This is a genomic window from Paenibacillus sp. D2_2, assembly GCF_031199965.1.
Taxonomy (GTDB): domain Bacteria; phylum Bacillota; class Bacilli; order Paenibacillales; family Paenibacillaceae; genus Fontibacillus.
Window position 1 is genome coordinate 3,356,298 of record NZ_CP133605.1, and the last position, 15,529, is coordinate 3,371,826.

General features: G+C 47.1%; 12 protein-coding genes and 2 pseudogenes. All 14 read right to left on the reverse strand.

The window, feature by feature from the left end:
* Window positions 1–85: 85 nt before the first annotated feature.
* Window positions 86–1,411 (reverse strand): flagellar hook-length control protein FliK, encoded by a 1,326-nt coding sequence (locus RE628_RS17070; protein WP_309154181.1) that lies wholly within the window; start codon window positions 1,409–1,411, stop codon window positions 86–88.
* Window positions 1,412–1,642: 231 nt separating this feature from the next.
* Window positions 1,643–2,569, reverse strand: coding sequence for a MotE family protein (locus RE628_RS17075; protein ID WP_309154182.1), 927 nt, complete (start codon window positions 2,567–2,569; stop codon window positions 1,643–1,645).
* Window positions 2,570–2,821: 252 nt separating this feature from the next.
* Window positions 2,822–3,265: a flagellar export protein FliJ gene (gene fliJ / locus RE628_RS17080; protein WP_309154183.1), complete on the reverse strand. Its 444-nt coding sequence runs from the start codon at window positions 3,263–3,265 to the stop codon at window positions 2,822–2,824.
* Between the two features lie 11 nt (window positions 3,266–3,276).
* Window positions 3,277–4,596 carry a flagellar protein export ATPase FliI gene (gene fliI, locus RE628_RS17085; protein WP_309154184.1) on the reverse strand — a complete coding sequence of 440 codons (1,320 nt, stop codon included), beginning with the start codon at window positions 4,594–4,596 and terminating at the stop codon, window positions 3,277–3,279.
* Between the two features lie 11 nt (window positions 4,597–4,607).
* A complete protein-coding gene (locus RE628_RS17090; RefSeq protein ID WP_309159491.1) occupies window positions 4,608–5,438 on the reverse strand; it encodes a FliH/SctL family protein in 831 nt (276 codons plus the stop codon).
* Window positions 5,431–6,447 carry a flagellar motor switch protein FliG gene (gene fliG, locus RE628_RS17095; protein WP_309154185.1) on the reverse strand — a complete coding sequence of 339 codons (1,017 nt, stop codon included), beginning with the start codon at window positions 6,445–6,447 and terminating at the stop codon, window positions 5,431–5,433. The genes RE628_RS17090 and fliG overlap by 8 nt, the downstream gene beginning before the upstream one ends.
* Window positions 6,448–6,458: 11 nt before the next feature.
* Window positions 6,459–8,050, reverse strand: a pseudogene (gene fliF, locus RE628_RS17100) (flagellar basal-body MS-ring/collar protein FliF).
* Window positions 8,051–8,083: 33 nt separating this feature from the next.
* Window positions 8,084–8,398 carry a flagellar hook-basal body complex protein FliE gene (gene fliE / locus RE628_RS17105; protein WP_309154186.1) on the reverse strand — a complete coding sequence of 105 codons (315 nt, stop codon included), beginning with the start codon at window positions 8,396–8,398 and terminating at the stop codon, window positions 8,084–8,086.
* A 35-nt stretch (window positions 8,399–8,433) separates the two neighbouring features.
* Complete coding sequence (flgC, locus tag RE628_RS17110) at window positions 8,434–8,883, reverse strand: flagellar basal body rod protein FlgC (RefSeq protein WP_309154187.1); 450 nt, start codon at window positions 8,881–8,883, stop codon at window positions 8,434–8,436.
* 6 nt (window positions 8,884–8,889) lie between these two features.
* Window positions 8,890–9,297 carry a flagellar basal body rod protein FlgB gene (flgB, locus tag RE628_RS17115; protein WP_309154188.1) on the reverse strand — a complete coding sequence of 136 codons (408 nt, stop codon included), beginning with the start codon at window positions 9,295–9,297 and terminating at the stop codon, window positions 8,890–8,892.
* 387 nt (window positions 9,298–9,684) lie between these two features.
* A complete protein-coding gene (gene hslU / locus RE628_RS17120; protein WP_309154189.1) occupies window positions 9,685–11,091 on the reverse strand; it encodes an ATP-dependent protease ATPase subunit HslU in 1,407 nt (468 codons plus the stop codon).
* A gap of 17 nt (window positions 11,092–11,108) precedes the next feature.
* Window positions 11,109–11,651, reverse strand: a complete 543-nt coding sequence (hslV, locus tag RE628_RS17125) for an ATP-dependent protease subunit HslV (protein ID WP_309159492.1) — start codon at window positions 11,649–11,651, stop codon at window positions 11,109–11,111.
* Window positions 11,652–12,020: 369 nt separating this feature from the next.
* Window positions 12,021–13,349: pseudogene (trmFO, locus tag RE628_RS17130) on the reverse strand (FADH(2)-oxidizing methylenetetrahydrofolate--tRNA-(uracil(54)-C(5))-methyltransferase TrmFO).
* Between the two features lie 45 nt (window positions 13,350–13,394).
* Window positions 13,395–15,494 (reverse strand): type I DNA topoisomerase, encoded by a 2,100-nt coding sequence (topA, locus tag RE628_RS17135; RefSeq protein WP_309154190.1) that lies wholly within the window; start codon window positions 15,492–15,494, stop codon window positions 13,395–13,397.
* Between the last annotated feature and the right edge of the window lie 35 nt (window positions 15,495–15,529).

The window sequence follows — 15,529 nt, forward strand, 5'->3', positions numbered from 1 at the left end:
CCCAAATTCAATTCTTTGGCTCTAACTTCGCTGATCCAGTCATTCCATTCTTCATTCATATCATAGACTGACAACAATTCATCCTCTAACCGGTCACATCACGCCGCTTGCCTTGCTGCTGCGCGCCGTTTCCTTGACCAGACTGCCGTCCATCATGATACATATGCGAGGAAAGGGAAGTGTTCTGGGTTACCTCCAGCTTGTTCACCTGAATGCCTTGGGCTTGCAACGCTGAGCGAAGTTGTGACATTTGTGCTTCTAATGATTCTTTAGCAAAAGCGTGTTCCGTGATAAACTGTGCTACCAATTGTCCATTTTGCATCTTAATCTGAACATCTACACTGCCGAGATTCTGTGGATTCAAGGAAATTCTTGCTTCAGACATTCCCTGGACTTTAATGATATCCATTTTATTGATCAGGAACTGTCCAACTTCTTTGCTGAAATTCTCCACAGGAACCGGTGGGGCCTTAACATTCAACTGAACAGTGCCAGCATCGCGTAGGGCAAGTTGACCTGCAGTTACGACATGTCCTAACTGGAAGTTAGACAGGTCATCCACCGCGTTAGAACCTGAGTCGGATTTCGAAGCACTTTCCAGAACACGTCCGCTCGCAGCTGATGCCTCGATAGCTGATAAATCGACTGTACTTGCCTGATGTGCTACCGGAATTGCCTCATTCATCTTCGTGATGTTACCTTTACCAGCATCCATGCGCAGACTTATGTCAGCAAACAGTTGAGAAAGTGCATTCTCCCCCTTATTTGAGACGGTAAATCGTGTGTGCTGCATGTTTGTGTCTTTCATCTCACTAACTAGCCCCGCACCCTCCAGAATGCTCTTTAGAGATCCAAGCATGTTCTCGAAGGATTGAGCACCATCATCATTCAGCCCTGCTAGCGATTTGGAATCTAGATTGACTGCCGCTAACTGAAGCAGTGTATCCTGAAGTGCGAACTTTATCGTCTCCAGATGCTGTGCCAGTGCAGGTACCTTAGCTTCGGCGGTAGTTAATGTTTCTGCATCCTGAGTTGTTTCAGTCGGTTGCAGAGATTGCTGGGCTTGGATAATCCAACTCTGCAGCGCAGACGATAGCGAGGGATTATCAGCAAGAGCATCATCAAGTTGATCCAGCTGCTGTAGTAGGCTATCCATCATACTGTTCAGTGCATCAGCCTCAGGATCAACCTCCGTCTCACCACTAGTCATCTCAGAAGGTACACCCAATAGTGCATTGAGTTGGCTCAGGAACTGCGTTTGCTGTGATTTCCCGTTCCCACCCATCATAGACAGCATGGCTTGACTGAACGATTGCGCCGGGTCTACGGCAGCAGTTCCCTTGCTGTTTCCAGTGGAAAGAACTGAGTTCGCCTGGCTTCCGGCAAGTATATTGGTTACTGATTGGCTCATATTTTTTCACCTCCTTTCAAAGTCCGCTTTTGATCACGAAGTAGCACTGACAGTTTACTCGGCATCGAATCTTGAATTCACCCGGGCCCTCCGGTGCTCACGTACAAACTACGTACGCTCCGCTCCTCACGCCCTAGCTTCATCCAACCTTCTCGGTGCTGAAAAGCGGACATCTGTGATCACGAAGTAATTCAGGATGCGATTTTTGACATCGAATCTTGGATTCACCAATTATTTCGCCACGAGTTGATTCAATATTTTGACCGATGCTTTCTCATCCTGGTCTGTCATAGCGGTCATTATTTTCGAACGAGTCGTATCGTCAATTGCCCGCAAAATCTTAAGCGACTTCTCAGGGCTGATTTTATACGTCTGCAAAATAAGCTTAGCCGCCGATTCTGCTGACATCGATGAGAACGTAGCGCTTAATTGTGCGTCATCCAACCCTTTATTAGCAACAGTGCTTCCAGTATCGGCTTCTTTTTTCAGTCTGGATTGTAATGCAGCGATATTCAGATCTTCAGAGGGCTTAACATCTTTCAATTTGATAGAAATGTCAGCCGCTTTCTGCGGATCCATCTTCTCCAATATCGCAACCTTACTGTCATTACTCATGACGCTGAACATCTGTAAAGTCTCGTCCTCTGTCAGCTTGTCAAAAATCGCCGCTGCCTTACTTGGGCTCATCTCCGCATAAATTTGCGACAGCTTTTTAACTTCCTTCAAATAGTTCGCATCTACCTCTGTCTGGGCAGCCTTAGCTGAAGCGTCGCGCTCTGTATTCAACGCTTCCTGAAGCTTCTTCACCTGATCAGCTTGCTCCTGAGCCTTAGTGCCAGCTGCCTGCAGCTGTGACTCTTGCTTGGCTAGTTGATCCTTAAGCTGCTTGATTGTCGCCTCAGAACTCTTCTCCTGTAGCTTGGTCTCCTGTTTCTTCTTCGCTTCAGGTGAGCCATCTTCAGGAATCCAATTTCTGACGATAGGAATTTGCTTACCGAAACCAAACAACGTATCTCTGAAATTCATATTGAACAGTGCCATAAGCACCGTAAGCATAACAATAAGGAATATAATCGGTGTCACAAAGAATAAAAATCGCGTGAACCCTCCGCCTGATTCCTCCAGTTGTTCCTCTAGCTCTACTTCATTTTTGGCCATTTTTATCCCCTCCTTCGTAAACCCATGCCCGTTACTTCTATAGGTTGTTTAAAAAGTCCCCCTCTGATCACGAAGCAGCGCGGGTAGCTTAATCGGCATCGAATCTTGAATTCACCCGGGCCTTCCGGTGCTCACGTACCCAGAACGTACGCTCTGCTCCTCTGTCCCTAGCTTCATCCAACCTTCTCGGTGCTGAAAGTCTGACTTTTTAAACTCGCACTTCTATAGAAGTAGTTTCTAGAACGCATTTCATTAGCGGGCTTTCATGGCAAACCGGACCGTAGCCATCTCGTCCAGTTCGTTTTGTTCCCGAAGAAGCATCTCGTGCTGGAATTTCTGCTGCGCCTTTTCCTTCGCTTTAAGCCACACTTTCTCATCGAGCATCTTACCGGTCAATTGCGATTTCTTCTTATCAACATTGAGTTCGGCCCGCTTTACTTCACCGGTCTTCTGAACAATGCACACTTCTAAGTAATCCACATAGTTCTGTAGCTCCTGCAGCTTAACTACCGAAGCCCTATTTTCCATTTCCGACTGAATCTCAGCCAATGTATTCGCACGAGCCAAGAAGAGCTGCTCCAGGGAACGCCGCTGGACCTCTAGTTCTCCCACGGCCGCAGAGAGCATCCATTCAGCCTGAGTTCTCTCATTAGACTTCAAATCTACGACTTTTTGATAGACATAACGGAACCTCATCCTAGTATCTGTCACTCCCTAGTAAATTCGGAAATTAAACGTTCCTGTGCTTCTGACAAGACTACCTTCTCATCCACTCTCTGCTTCGAAAAGGCCCAAATACTCTGAATATAGTTCAACGCTTCATCAATCTCCGCATTGGATCCTTGCTGATAGGCGCCGATATTAATTAGATCCTCTGAATCCTTATATACTGCGAGCAATCGTTTGTAGTTCTCAGCTGCATCGTTCAGTTCTCTAGGCACAATATCCTTCATAACACGGCTAATACTTGCCAAGATGTCAATAGCCGGGAAATGTCCTCTATTCGCAATATTCCGATTCAAAACAATATGTCCGTCAAGAATCCCTCGCACGGCGTCCGCAATCGGTTCATTCATATCATCCCCATCAACCAACACGGTGTAGAAAGCCGTAATTGAACCAACAGGGCCAGTTCCCGCACGCTCCATTAGCTTAGGTAGTGCGGCGAACACCGACGGAGTATAGCCACGCATGGCTGGCGGTTCGCCAACGGCTAGTCCGACTTCGCGAAGTGCCATCGCATAACGGGTGACTGAATCCATCATTAACATGACATTTAATCCACGATCTCTGAAATATTCGGCAATTGTCGTCGCGATCAGCGCACCCTTCATACGGATGAGCGCTGGTTGATCAGATGTCGCTACGACAACGACCGAACGCTCCAGCCCTTCCGGTCCGAGATCACGTTCGATAAAATCCCGCACCTCTCGGCCGCGTTCCCCTATCAGCGCGATAACGTTAACATCAGCTGAAGTATTACGGGCAATCATGCCCATCAGCGTACTTTTTCCAACCCCTGATCCAGCAAAGATACCGACGCGTTGGCCTTTACCAATGGTGAGTAAGCCGTCGATCGCTCTGACACCGATACTGATCGGCTCTTCTACCCGTGGACGGTTCATCGGATTAATTGGCTTCGCAAAAGTGGAATAATGACCTAGTCTAGAAGGTAACAACGACTCATCGAGCGGCTGCCCCAAACCATCCAATACCTTGCCCAAGAGCTCAGAGCCAACTTGTACAGTGAGCGGCTTCCCAGTTCCGACGACGTCGCAGCCCGGTCCGATGGCGTGCAGCTCACCGAGCGGCATCAGCAGCACCTTGTTATCTCGGAATCCGACGACTTCAGCCATGAGAGGTTGCGATGATTTATTCGGATATATGTAACAGACATCGCCAACGCTTGCATCCGGTCCTTCGGATTCAATCATCAGGCCGATGACTTGTGTGACTTTGCCATTAACACGCACAGGATCAAGTTGTCTTAGGTGCTCGATATAACGCGATGAATTAATGGTTGTCATTTCTTCGTCCCCTATTCCTCAGTCTGCAGCGAGATACGCAGCAATTCCTTCTTAACCTCCGCTAGCTGGGTATCAATTTTGGCATCGATACTGCCATAAGCAGAGCGTATAACACAACCCCGGTCTTTCACGGTCGGGTCAGGCAAAATCTGTAGCTCAGCCTGGGAATCGATCGCCAGCGTCAGTTCTTCTCTCGCAGCTTGTACAAAAGAGAATTGGGCAGGAGCTACGCATAGCGTAATCTCCCCTTGTTCTCTCTTACGGGCTAGGCTGTTCTTAATCAGATCCACCGTATATGACGGTTCGAGTGCCAGTTGCTTGTCGATAACCTTCTCAGCAATCGCGCAGCTTAACTCGACGAGAAAAGGCTCGGACTCTTGAATAATCCGCTCCTTCTCTACATATGCTTGCTGCAAAACTGTGCTCGCCTCATGCATCATTTCATCGATCTTTGCCTTTAGCTCCTGCTCGGCCTGAAGTTTACCTTCCTCATAACCTTGGCTGAAACCTTCCATTTTAACTGCTTCGACGAGATGATCATCCTGCTCCCGCTTCTCCTGCCACCAAGCCTCGATCTGTTTGCTAGCTTCAGCCAGCAGTGTCTCTGCCTCCTCCGAAGCAGCTCTGACTTGCTGTTCAGCGAAATCTTTGGCATCGGCCAGCATTTGCCGTCTAGTCTCTTCTGCCGCAGCATCTGCTTCCGATTTAAGATTAGCTTCCACGGTTGCCGCGGTCTCTTCCTCTTGTAAGAGGTCCTCAGCGGTAACATAGGTTCTCGCCAACTCTAGCTGCTTAAGAACATCAACCGGAACGTACTGCGACACCTTAATCAGATTAGACAATGATGTCATCTCCTCCGCCACGGGCAATAATGATCTCACCGGCTTCTTCCAATCTGCGAATTGTCGCTACGATACGAGTTTGAGCTTCTTCCACATCACGCAGCCGTACAGGTCCCATATATTCCATTTCTTCCTTGAATGTATCGGACATCCGTTTGGACATGTTGCGGAATACCGCCTCCCGTACCTCCTCGCTCGCCACTTTGAGGGCGAGTTGTAGATCGGCATTTTCGATATCGCGGATAATTCGTTGAATCGAACGGTTGTCGATATTGACGATATCCTCGAATACGAACATGCGCTTCTTGATCTCTTCGGCGAGTTCCGGATCCTGTATTTCCAGAGAATCGAGAATCGTCCGCTCCGTACCACGGTCGACACCGTTCAAGATCTGAACAATCGACTCTATGCCACCAGCGCTCGTATAATCCTGAGTCACTGTTGCCGACAACTTCTGTTCCAGTACACGCTCTACCTGAGATATAACCTCTGGTGAAGTACTGTCCATCATCGCGATCCGACGCGCTACCTCAGCCTGCTTCTCCTGTGGAAGGGAAGACAGAATGGCTGCAGCTTGTTCAAATTGCAAGTAAGACAGCACCAAAGCAATAGTCTGAGCGTTTTCATTCTGAATAAAGTTAAGAATTTGATTTGGATCCGCTTTACGGGCGAAGTCAAATGGCCTTACTTGCAAGGTAGCGGTTAGTCTATTAAGAATATCTTGCGCTTTGCTCTCACCAAGAGCTTTCTCAAGAATCTCCTTAGCATAATTGATACCGCCCTGAGAAATATATTCTTGTGCTAGACAGATCTGATGGAACTCCGTCATAATCATTTCTTTTTCAACACTGTCTACCTTACGTACATTTGCTATTTCAAGTGTGAGTTGTTCAATTTCTTCCTCACGCAGATGTTTGAAAATTTCCGCGGACACTTCCGGCCCTAAAGTAATTAGCAGAATTGCCGCTTTTTGTCTCCCAGTAAGAACGGTTGGATTTCCTTTTGACAATGCGTTCACCTCTATTCGTCAGCCAGCCAAGTACGAAGCAAGTTGACAAATTCATCCGGCTTCTTCTTGGCCAGTGTCTCAAGTTGTTTGCGCACTTGGTTCTCGTTCGTGACTGATTCCAGATTAATGGAAGGAAACTCCGGTGTAAGCGGCATTGGAATTTCTTCTTCCTCGATTTCTTGTTTTCTGCTGCGGCGGACAAGCAAGAATACAACGCCCGCAATCGCCAGCAATGCAGCGGCACCGACTCCCCATACAACTGGGCTTGACAAGTTCAGGCCAGAAGCACTTTGCTCTGTTCCATGAAATGGTTGCGAATAAACAGCAACTTTTCGCTGTAGATCTGCGTCTGTATATGTAGTACCGGAATCTGCAAGATACGAACCTACGATATTAGCCAAAATGGTCTGTATCGCTGTCTCAGTAGCAGGGTCCAAAGTTTGTTGCCCGTTCGGTGGCTCAACCACCGCATTGATGGTCAAGTCCTTAACTACATAAGGACTGGCAATGATATCTTTTGTAATATGATTGACTTCATAATTAATCGTTGAAGAAGACTCGTCCGAGGAAGAACCACTTCCCGCCCCTGCTGACGGATAACCCGGAACATCCGTTTGGCCGGTTCCAGCTACACCGCCTACGTCATTAGATTGGCCCGTGTAACTCTTTTGAATTTTTTGAGCACTGATTTCAATGCCCTTCATGTTCTCCGTATCTACTGGAGTTACAAGATTGTCTTTCTGAGTCACTTGATCGAAATTAAGTGTAGAAGCTACTAGTACTTCGACCTTTTCTGGCCCAGTTAGTCTGGACAGGAACTGTTTGACGCTCTGACGGACATCGCTTTCGAATTTTTTCTGCAAAGCCATGTTTTCTTGAACGGCCGTCGTAAGCGAAGCAATTTTCCCTCCGCCTCCACCTTCTCCCGAAGCGAGCAGAACGTTATCATCACTAGAGGATAAGGAGATATTCTAACCGGCAGATTAGGCACCGACGTCTTAATTAAATTGAAGTATCCATCGATTGCTTCCTGTGTCGGACGATAACCTGGTTTGAAAGTAACGACTACAGATGCCGATGCTTTCTCCTGCTCGGAAGGACTCGCGAACACGTTCTCGGCCGGTAGATTGATCAAGACTTTAGCATTGCTAACGCCCTTCATGCTCTTCAGCAGTTGTTCTACCTCGCCGTTTAGTGCTTTTTTATATTTCACATTGAACTCATTATCTGTCATCCCAATCAACGAAGAGTTCTCGTTGAAAGATTCAAGTCCGATCGACCCGTTCTGAACAATACCTTGTGAACCGATGTCGACTTTTACTCTGGCAACATTCTTGCTTGGCACCGATATACTAGAACCGTCCGGGCTCAATTTGTACGGAACACCGCTTGATTCCAAGTAAGTAATAATTCCCGCTGCATCCATGGAATCTAGATTCGTAAAAGCAACATCATATTCCGTTTTAGAAAATTGGATCGTAAGCAGAATAATCGCCAGCAAAATAATCGAAACTGTAGAAATCAAAAGTGTTTTTTGCTTCTTGCTGAAACGATTCCAGTAACCGGTTAATGTGTCCCTGTACTGGGCAAATCTCTCATTCACGACGTCACCTCATCCAAAGCTTGCTAATTTTCGTTAAATTTGCGTACGCATAATTTCTTGATATGCCTCTATCACTTTATTCCGCACTTGCGTAGTTAATTGCAAACTTAACAAGGCCTGCTCCGAGGCGATCATCACCTGATCGGCACTCACTTCACCGACCAGGAACTTGTCGTTCACTGCTTGAACGTTCTGCTCTTGAGCAGCTACATTATCGAGCGCATCCGATAAGAACGAGCCGAAACTCTTCATAGCTTCCGCAGGGGTCTTGCCTTTCTCATTCGCAGTACTGAACTGCTCGACTCCTTCCAAGGGTTTTACAGTATTAAAATTCATGCTCTGTATCAAAGACCAACACTCCTTAATTCAATATGAAAAAAAAGCTATTTGCCGATTTGTAAAGCCTTGGTAACCATCGCCTTGCTTGCATTCAATGCTGTCACATTGGCCTCATAGGATCTTGTCGCAGAAATCATATCTACCATTTCTTTGAGAATATCCACGTTCGGCATATATACATATCCTTCATTATCCGCATCGGGATGAGTCGGATTATAGACCGGCTTGAAAGGGGTGCTGTCCTCCCTTATCTGTGTAACCTTAACGCCCTGACTTGTCTCCCCATTACCTAGTGCTGTGTTTAGGGCCTGTCCGAAGGCTTGTTGTTTGGGCTCAAGCACAACCATTTTCCTTCGATATGGAACCGCCTTACCATTAACCACTTGGGCTCTTGTCGTCTCCGCGTTCGCAATATTAGATGAAATAACGTCCATTCTTAGACGCTGCGCTGTTAGAGCGGAAGAACTGATGCTAAAGCTATCGCTGATCTTCAACCCCCGTTATCTCCCTTCAATCGCATTTCGCTTCATTTTAATTTGATAATTCATTTGCTCTATGTAGGTGTTATATCTTAATTGGTTCTCGGCAAGCTGTGACATTTCGCTATCAATATCAACATTGTTCATGTTATTATTCATAGCCGTTGTTTTGTCAGTTGTAACTAAAGGCTCAGGTATACCTGATGAAGGGCCTATGACAAAATGCCTATTATTGGTACGATTGCCTTGTAAAGCTGGCATATCTCCTTCGGATGCTTGCTGCAGTAAACTCTCAAATGATACATTTGAACGTTTGAAATAAGGGGTATCTTCGTTAGCTATATTGTTGGACAGCACACTTTGGCGCATATTGGCCGCCTGCACCGCTGTCTCAAGCCGAGTGAACCCTATTCCGTTCAACAGTTGCATTATTTCGCCCCCTTTATTGTTTCGCATATTTTCCTAAATGTACGTATTCAACATTCAGATGGCATTCCCTCTTTTTCGACAATTTTTCTAAAAAAAAAATATCAGTTTATGCTTATTTGTAGAAAAAAACATCTTCATGTCACATAACATAAGTTTCTAGGAGAATCGATTTTATTACAATAAGAAAAAAGCACTATCTTTGAAATAATTGGTTTTAAATTTAACAATAATTAAAAATAATGTTATTTTTTCGAGAAATATCGACAGCAACTAGTCTTGTAGAATCCCTCTATTCCTCCTTAGGAGACGGAAAAAGACCGCTCAACCCAAATAACGCTGGGTCTAACGGCCTTTTCAAACGGGTTAGTCTGACATGCTGATGGAGTTTTAAAGTATATATTGACTTAAATCTCGATCCTTCACAATATCGCCCAATTTTGTACGTACATATTCTGGCGTGATCGTCATTCGATCAAGCGTCAGTTCCGGTGCCTCGAAGGATAAATCCTCAAGTAGCTTCTCCAGAATCGTATGAAGCCTTCTAGCTCCGATATTCTCCGTATTAGAATTCACATTGGCAGCAATCGCGGCGATTTCCCGAATTGCCTCAGCAGAGAAATCAATCTCGATATTCTCCGTACGCAGCAAATCAGTATACTGCTTCGTAAGAGCATTCTTCGGTTCTGTCAGAATCGATACAAAATCATCAAGCGTTAGACTGTCTAATTCAACCCGAATTGGGAAGCGCCCTTGAAGCTCTGGGATCAAATCTGATGGCTTGGCGATATGGAAAGCCCCAGCGGCGATAAAGAGAACATAATCCGTCTTAACGGGTCCATATTTGGTCATAACCGTTGAACCCTCGACGATGGGGAGGATATCACGCTGGACGCCCTCACGAGACACATCCGGTCCAGATCCTTGCCCGCGGCTTGCTACCTTATCAATCTCATCAATGAAAATAATACCTGACTGTTCAGCCCTACGGACTGCTTCCTGGGTCAGATCATCATGGTCAATCAGTTTAGCCGCTTCTTCCTGAGTCAGCACTTTTCTAGCTTCCTTGATCGTCAGCTTTCTCCGTTTCATCCGATGTGGTAGCAAGTTGCCGAACATCTCCTGCATATTCATGCCCATTTGATCATTGCCCTGGCCAGCGAACATATCGAACATGTTAGGCGTATTGTCCTCTACATCGATTTCAACGATATCGTCCTCCATTTGACCCGAGAGTAGCTTGAAACGGACTTGACGGCGCTTCTCGTTCAATTCGCTGCTGTCCTCTACGTTAGACTCCGAACTTGCAGAGGAGCTCTGATTGCCATTTCCGAACAGCATCTCGAAAGGATTACGTCCCCCCTTCGACTTTTGATCGGATGGAACTAGAATCTGCACAAGTCTCTCATTAGCTAGCTCTTCTGCCTTATCTTTTACTTGCTCTGTACGTTCAGCTTTGATCGTACGTATGGCTACCTCCACCAAGTCGCGCACCATCGATTCAACATCTCGGCCAACATAGCCTACCTCAGTAAATTTAGTCGCTTCAACCTTAACGAACGGTGCTCCCACTAGTTTGGCGAGACGGCGGGCGATCTCTGTCTTGCCCACGCCCGTAGGCCCGATCATGAGAATATTTTTAGGTACGATTTCATCCTGTACTTCATCGCTGAGCAAACTACGGCGATAGCGATTGCGGAGTGCAACCGCAACAGATTTCTTGGCCTGCTTCTGCCCTACAATATATTTATCCAACTCAGAAACGATTTGCCGTGGTGTTAAATTCTCATTATCCATCCATGATCCCTCCCGTATCAAAGTTCTTCAACGATAATATTGCTATTCGTAAATACACAAATTTCCGATGCAACTAGCAGGGACTCGTGTACGATATCCTTCGCTTCCATCTGGATGGCATTGCGTTTTAGCGCACGGGCAGCAGACAACGCATAATTGCCTCCTGAGCCGATCGCAAGAATATCATCATCAGGCTCTATCACTTCTCCTCCGCCGGAGATCATAAGCATACCCGATTTGTCCATAACAATTAAAAGAGCCTCCAGCTTACGCAGCACGCGGTCTTGACGCCAATCCTTAGCCAATTCAACCGCAGCTCTCTGCAAATTCCCCTGGTGCTCCTCCAGTTTACCCTCGAACTTCTCAAACAAGGTTATCGCATCAGCAACCGATCCAGCAAAACCCGCCAAAACCTGTCCTCTGTACAACCTGCGAACCTTCTTGGCGGTCTGTTTCATAATGACGCTCTCGCCAAGCGTGACTTGGCCATCTCCGGCAATTGCTCCCTTACCGTTGTGACGAACGGCACAAATTGTAGTAGCGTGAAAAGTAGGAACCATGAACAACCGCATCCTTCCATCAGATAATTATAGCACCCGTCCACCTCCTCCAATCCAGGCTGCTATAAATGCCTAGAGCCTATGGAGGACATAGACGGGTGCCGCTATGTCCGCTATGCAATACGACATAAGATTTACTATTAAGGTTCAAAAAGATCGGTTTTCAGCACCGAGAAGGTTGGATGAAGCTAGGGTCTGAGGAGCGGAGCGTACGTAGTTTGTACGTGAGCACCGGAAGACCCGGCTGAATTCAAGATTCTATGCCGACTTCACCTCCTGATTCACTTCGTGATCAAAAGCGAGCTTTTTGAACTACCTTTATACTTATGTCGTATCTCTATGATATATCACGTGAAAGCCAGAGTCTAATTAAGCCATTCCTTCGGCTGTGATAAAGGAGCGGAGGCTGTTCAGCGCACGCTGTGCCAACGCTTCATTCTTCTCGGCTTTCTTCCGGTATCTTGTATCGAGTTTAGGGAACAGCCCGAAATTCGCATTCATCGGTTGGAAATGCTCGAAATCCGCAGTCGTAATGTAACGGGCCATACTGCCTAGCGCTGTATCTTCAGGCAGGACTATCCCTTCCTGACCACGGGCCACTCTGGCAGCGTTAATGCCGGCAAGTAAACCGGACGCTGCTGATTCTACATAACCTTCCACACCGGTCATCTGCCCAGCGAAGAAGAGTGTTCTGCGCTCTTTCAGCTGATAGGTTGGAAGCATCAATCGAGGTGAATTGATGAATGTGTTGCGATGCATAACACCGTAACGAACAAACTCCGCATTTTCTAAGCCAGGAATCATTGAGAAGACACGCTTCTGCTCACCCCATTTAAGATGAGTCTGGAATCCAACCATATTGTAGAGCGTCCCGCAGCATTATCCTGTCTAAGCTGAACCACGGCATGCGGAAGCGTACCGGTATGCGGGTTCACCAAACCTACTGGCTTCATCGGACCGAACAGTGCGGTCTGCTTCCCGCGACGCATCATAATCTCAATCGGCATACAGCCTTCAAAATAAACCTCTTTCTCGAACTCCTTAAGCTGAGCTACCTCAGCATTAATGAGCGCCTCATAGAACACATCAAATTCTTGTTCTGTCATCGGACAGTTCAAATAGGCGGCTTCCCCTTTATCATAACGGGAAGCGAGGTACACCTTGTTCATATCGATCGAATCTTTCTCAATGATCGGCGCAGCCGCGTCATAGAAATAGAAATAATCTTCTCCAGTTAATGCCTTGATCTGCTCAGACAGAGCTGGTGAAGTTAAAGGACCTGTAGCGATGACGACGATCCCCTCTTGCGGGATCTCCTTGAGTTCTTCATTCACCACTTCAATGAGCGGATGCTCACGCAAAGTGCTTGTGATCTCTCCAGAGAAGCCGTCGCGGTCTACAGCCAGCGCCCCACCAGGCAGGAACTGCATTACGGTCAGCCGATCCAAGTACGAGGGAATTCAGCATCCGCATTTCTTCCTTCAATACACCAACGGCATTCGTAAGCCCATTCGCTCGCAGCGAGTTACTGCATACGAGCTCGGCAAATTTATCGGTATGATGCGCCGGTGTCTTAACCGCCGGACGCATCTCATACAATGTTACTGGAACACCACGGCTGGCGATTTGCCACGCCGCTTCGCTACCGGCTAATCCCGCACCGATGACGGTCACTCTACTTGAATCTGTCAACTTAATTCCCCCCAGAATTCGCTGCTGTTTATGTCATATCATTTAACTGTCTTATTCGCCTGCAGCGTCTTCGTTCTCCTCGATCTGCTGTACAAAATCACAAGCGGTGCATTGCAGCTTCCCGCCCTGTCTATTCCGTTTCTCAACGAGGAGCGATCCGCATTTAGGGCAAGGGATCGGTGAAGGCTTATCCCAAGATACAAAATCGCACTCTGGATAGCGATCGCAGCCGTAGAACACTCTGCCCTTCTTACTACGGCGCTCAACAACATGCCCTTCCTTGCATGTTGGACAGGTCACTCCAATATCCTTGATGATCGGCTTCGTATTTCGGCAATCTGGGAAGCCAGAGCAAGCCAGGAACTTGCCGAATCTGCCCAATTTATATACAAGCGGTCTACCGCACTTATCGCAAATTTCATCGGAGACCTCATCTTCAATCTCGATCTCCTTCATCTCTTTCTCAGCAACTTCAAGCCGTTTCTCAAAAGGCTCATAGAACTCGCTCAGGACGCGAACCCAATCCTCAGTACCTTCTTCGACGTGGTCGAGATCTTCCTCCATATGGGCGGTAAATTCAACATTGAGAATTTCCGGGAAGAACTGTTCCATCTGCTCGAGCACTAGCTCTCCCAATTCAGTCGGAATGAACTTCTTTTCTTCAATCGCCACATACCCACGCTTCTGAATCGTCTCTAGGGTCGGCGCGTACGTACTCGGGCGTCCAATGCCAAGCTCCTCAAGCGTCTTAACGAGTCGTGCTTCAGTATATCGCGGAGGCGGCTGAGTAAAATGCTGCTTCGGCTCAATGGCTTCCTTCTTCAGCACGTCGCCTGTATTGAGCGGAGGTAGAAATTTATTGTCATCCGTTGTCCCGTCATCATTACCTTCAACGTACACCTTCATGAAACCCGGGAAGCGAATCTTCGAACCAACGGCTCGGAAGGTCACTTCTCCTGCAGGAATATCGACGGACATCGTATCCAGCACTGCTGAAGACATCTGACTAGCCATGAACCGTTCCCAGACCAGTTTATACAAACGGAACTGATCGCGGCTCATGAATGATTTAACAGACTCCGGATCACGAAGTGCCGATGTAGGACGAATCGCTTCATGGGCATCCTGTGCTCCGGCCGCCTTCTTCGAATATTGCCGTGGTGCTTCTGGAGCGAAATTCTCTCCGAATTTATCCACAATATATTCCTTTGCTTCCTCCTGTGCCGAAGTAGCAATCCGCGTCGAATCTGTACGCATATAAGTAATTAGACCGACCGTGCCCTCCTTGCCCAAATCGACGCCTTCATATAACTGCTGGGCGACGGACATCGTCTTAGCCGCACGGAAATTCAACTTACGGGCCGCCTCTTGCTGCAGAGAACTGGTTGTAAACGGAGCGGCAGGATGACGAAGACGTTCCTTCTCCTTCACTTCGCCAACCTTGAACTCGGCGCCCTCTAGCGCTTTGAGAATCTCTTCGACCTGCTCTTCATTCGCAAGCTCGAGCTTCTCTCCGCGATATTTATGAAATTTCGCCTCAAATTCAGTGCCCTCGATTTTCAAGGCCGCTGTAATCGTCCAATATTCCTCTGGGACAAAGGCCGAGATTTCATTCTCACGGTCCAAAATAATTTTCACGGCTACCGATTGTACGCGGCCAGCGGATAGTCCCTTTTTAACCTTCTTCCACAATAGTGGGCTAATCTTATAACCTACCAGACGGTCGAGAATACGTCTCGCCTGTTGGGCATTGACCAGATCCATATTGATCTTACGTGGAGTTTTAAAGGCATCCTTAACCGCCTGCTTCGTAATCTCATTGAATACCACGCGGCATTCCTTCGAAGCATCCACATCAAGCACATGGGCAAGATGCCAAGCAATTGCTTCCCCTTCGCGATCGGGGTCAGCCGCCAGATAAATATTTTTCACTTTTTTACTCGCGTCTTTTAATTCCTTTAGTACTGAACCTTTTCCACGGATGGTTATATATTTGGGATTGAAATCATTTTCCACATCAACCCCGGTTTGGCTCTTCGGCAGATCGCGAACATGCCCCATAGAAGCCTTCACGATATATTTGCTGCCCAAATATTTTCCGATCGTCTTCGCCTTTGCAGGCGACTCCACGATTACGAGAGAATCAGCCACAGATCCATCCTCCTCTCAACAATTGTATATAGTCA

Coding starts and splice junctions, on each gene's coding strand:
- RE628_RS17070 (WP_309154181.1), bottom strand. CDS start 1,411: ATGAGCCAATCAGTAACCAATATACTTGCCGGAAGCCAGGCGAACTCA.
- RE628_RS17075 (WP_309154182.1), bottom strand. CDS start 2,569: ATGGCCAAAAATGAAGTAGAGCTAGAGGAACAACTGGAGGAATCAGGC.
- fliJ (WP_309154183.1), bottom strand. CDS start 3,265: ATGAGGTTCCGTTATGTCTATCAAAAAGTCGTAGATTTGAAGTCTAAT.
- fliI (WP_309154184.1), bottom strand. CDS start 4,596: ATGACAACCATTAATTCATCGCGTTATATCGAGCACCTAAGACAACTT.
- flgB (WP_309154188.1), bottom strand. CDS start 9,297: ATGCAACTGTTGAACGGAATAGGGTTCACTCGGCTTGAGACAGCGGTG.
- hslU (WP_309154189.1), bottom strand. CDS start 11,091: ATGGATAATGAGAATTTAACACCACGGCAAATCGTTTCTGAGTTGGAT.
- hslV (WP_309159492.1), bottom strand. CDS start 11,651: ATGGTTCCTACTTTTCACGCTACTACAATTTGTGCCGTTCGTCACAAC.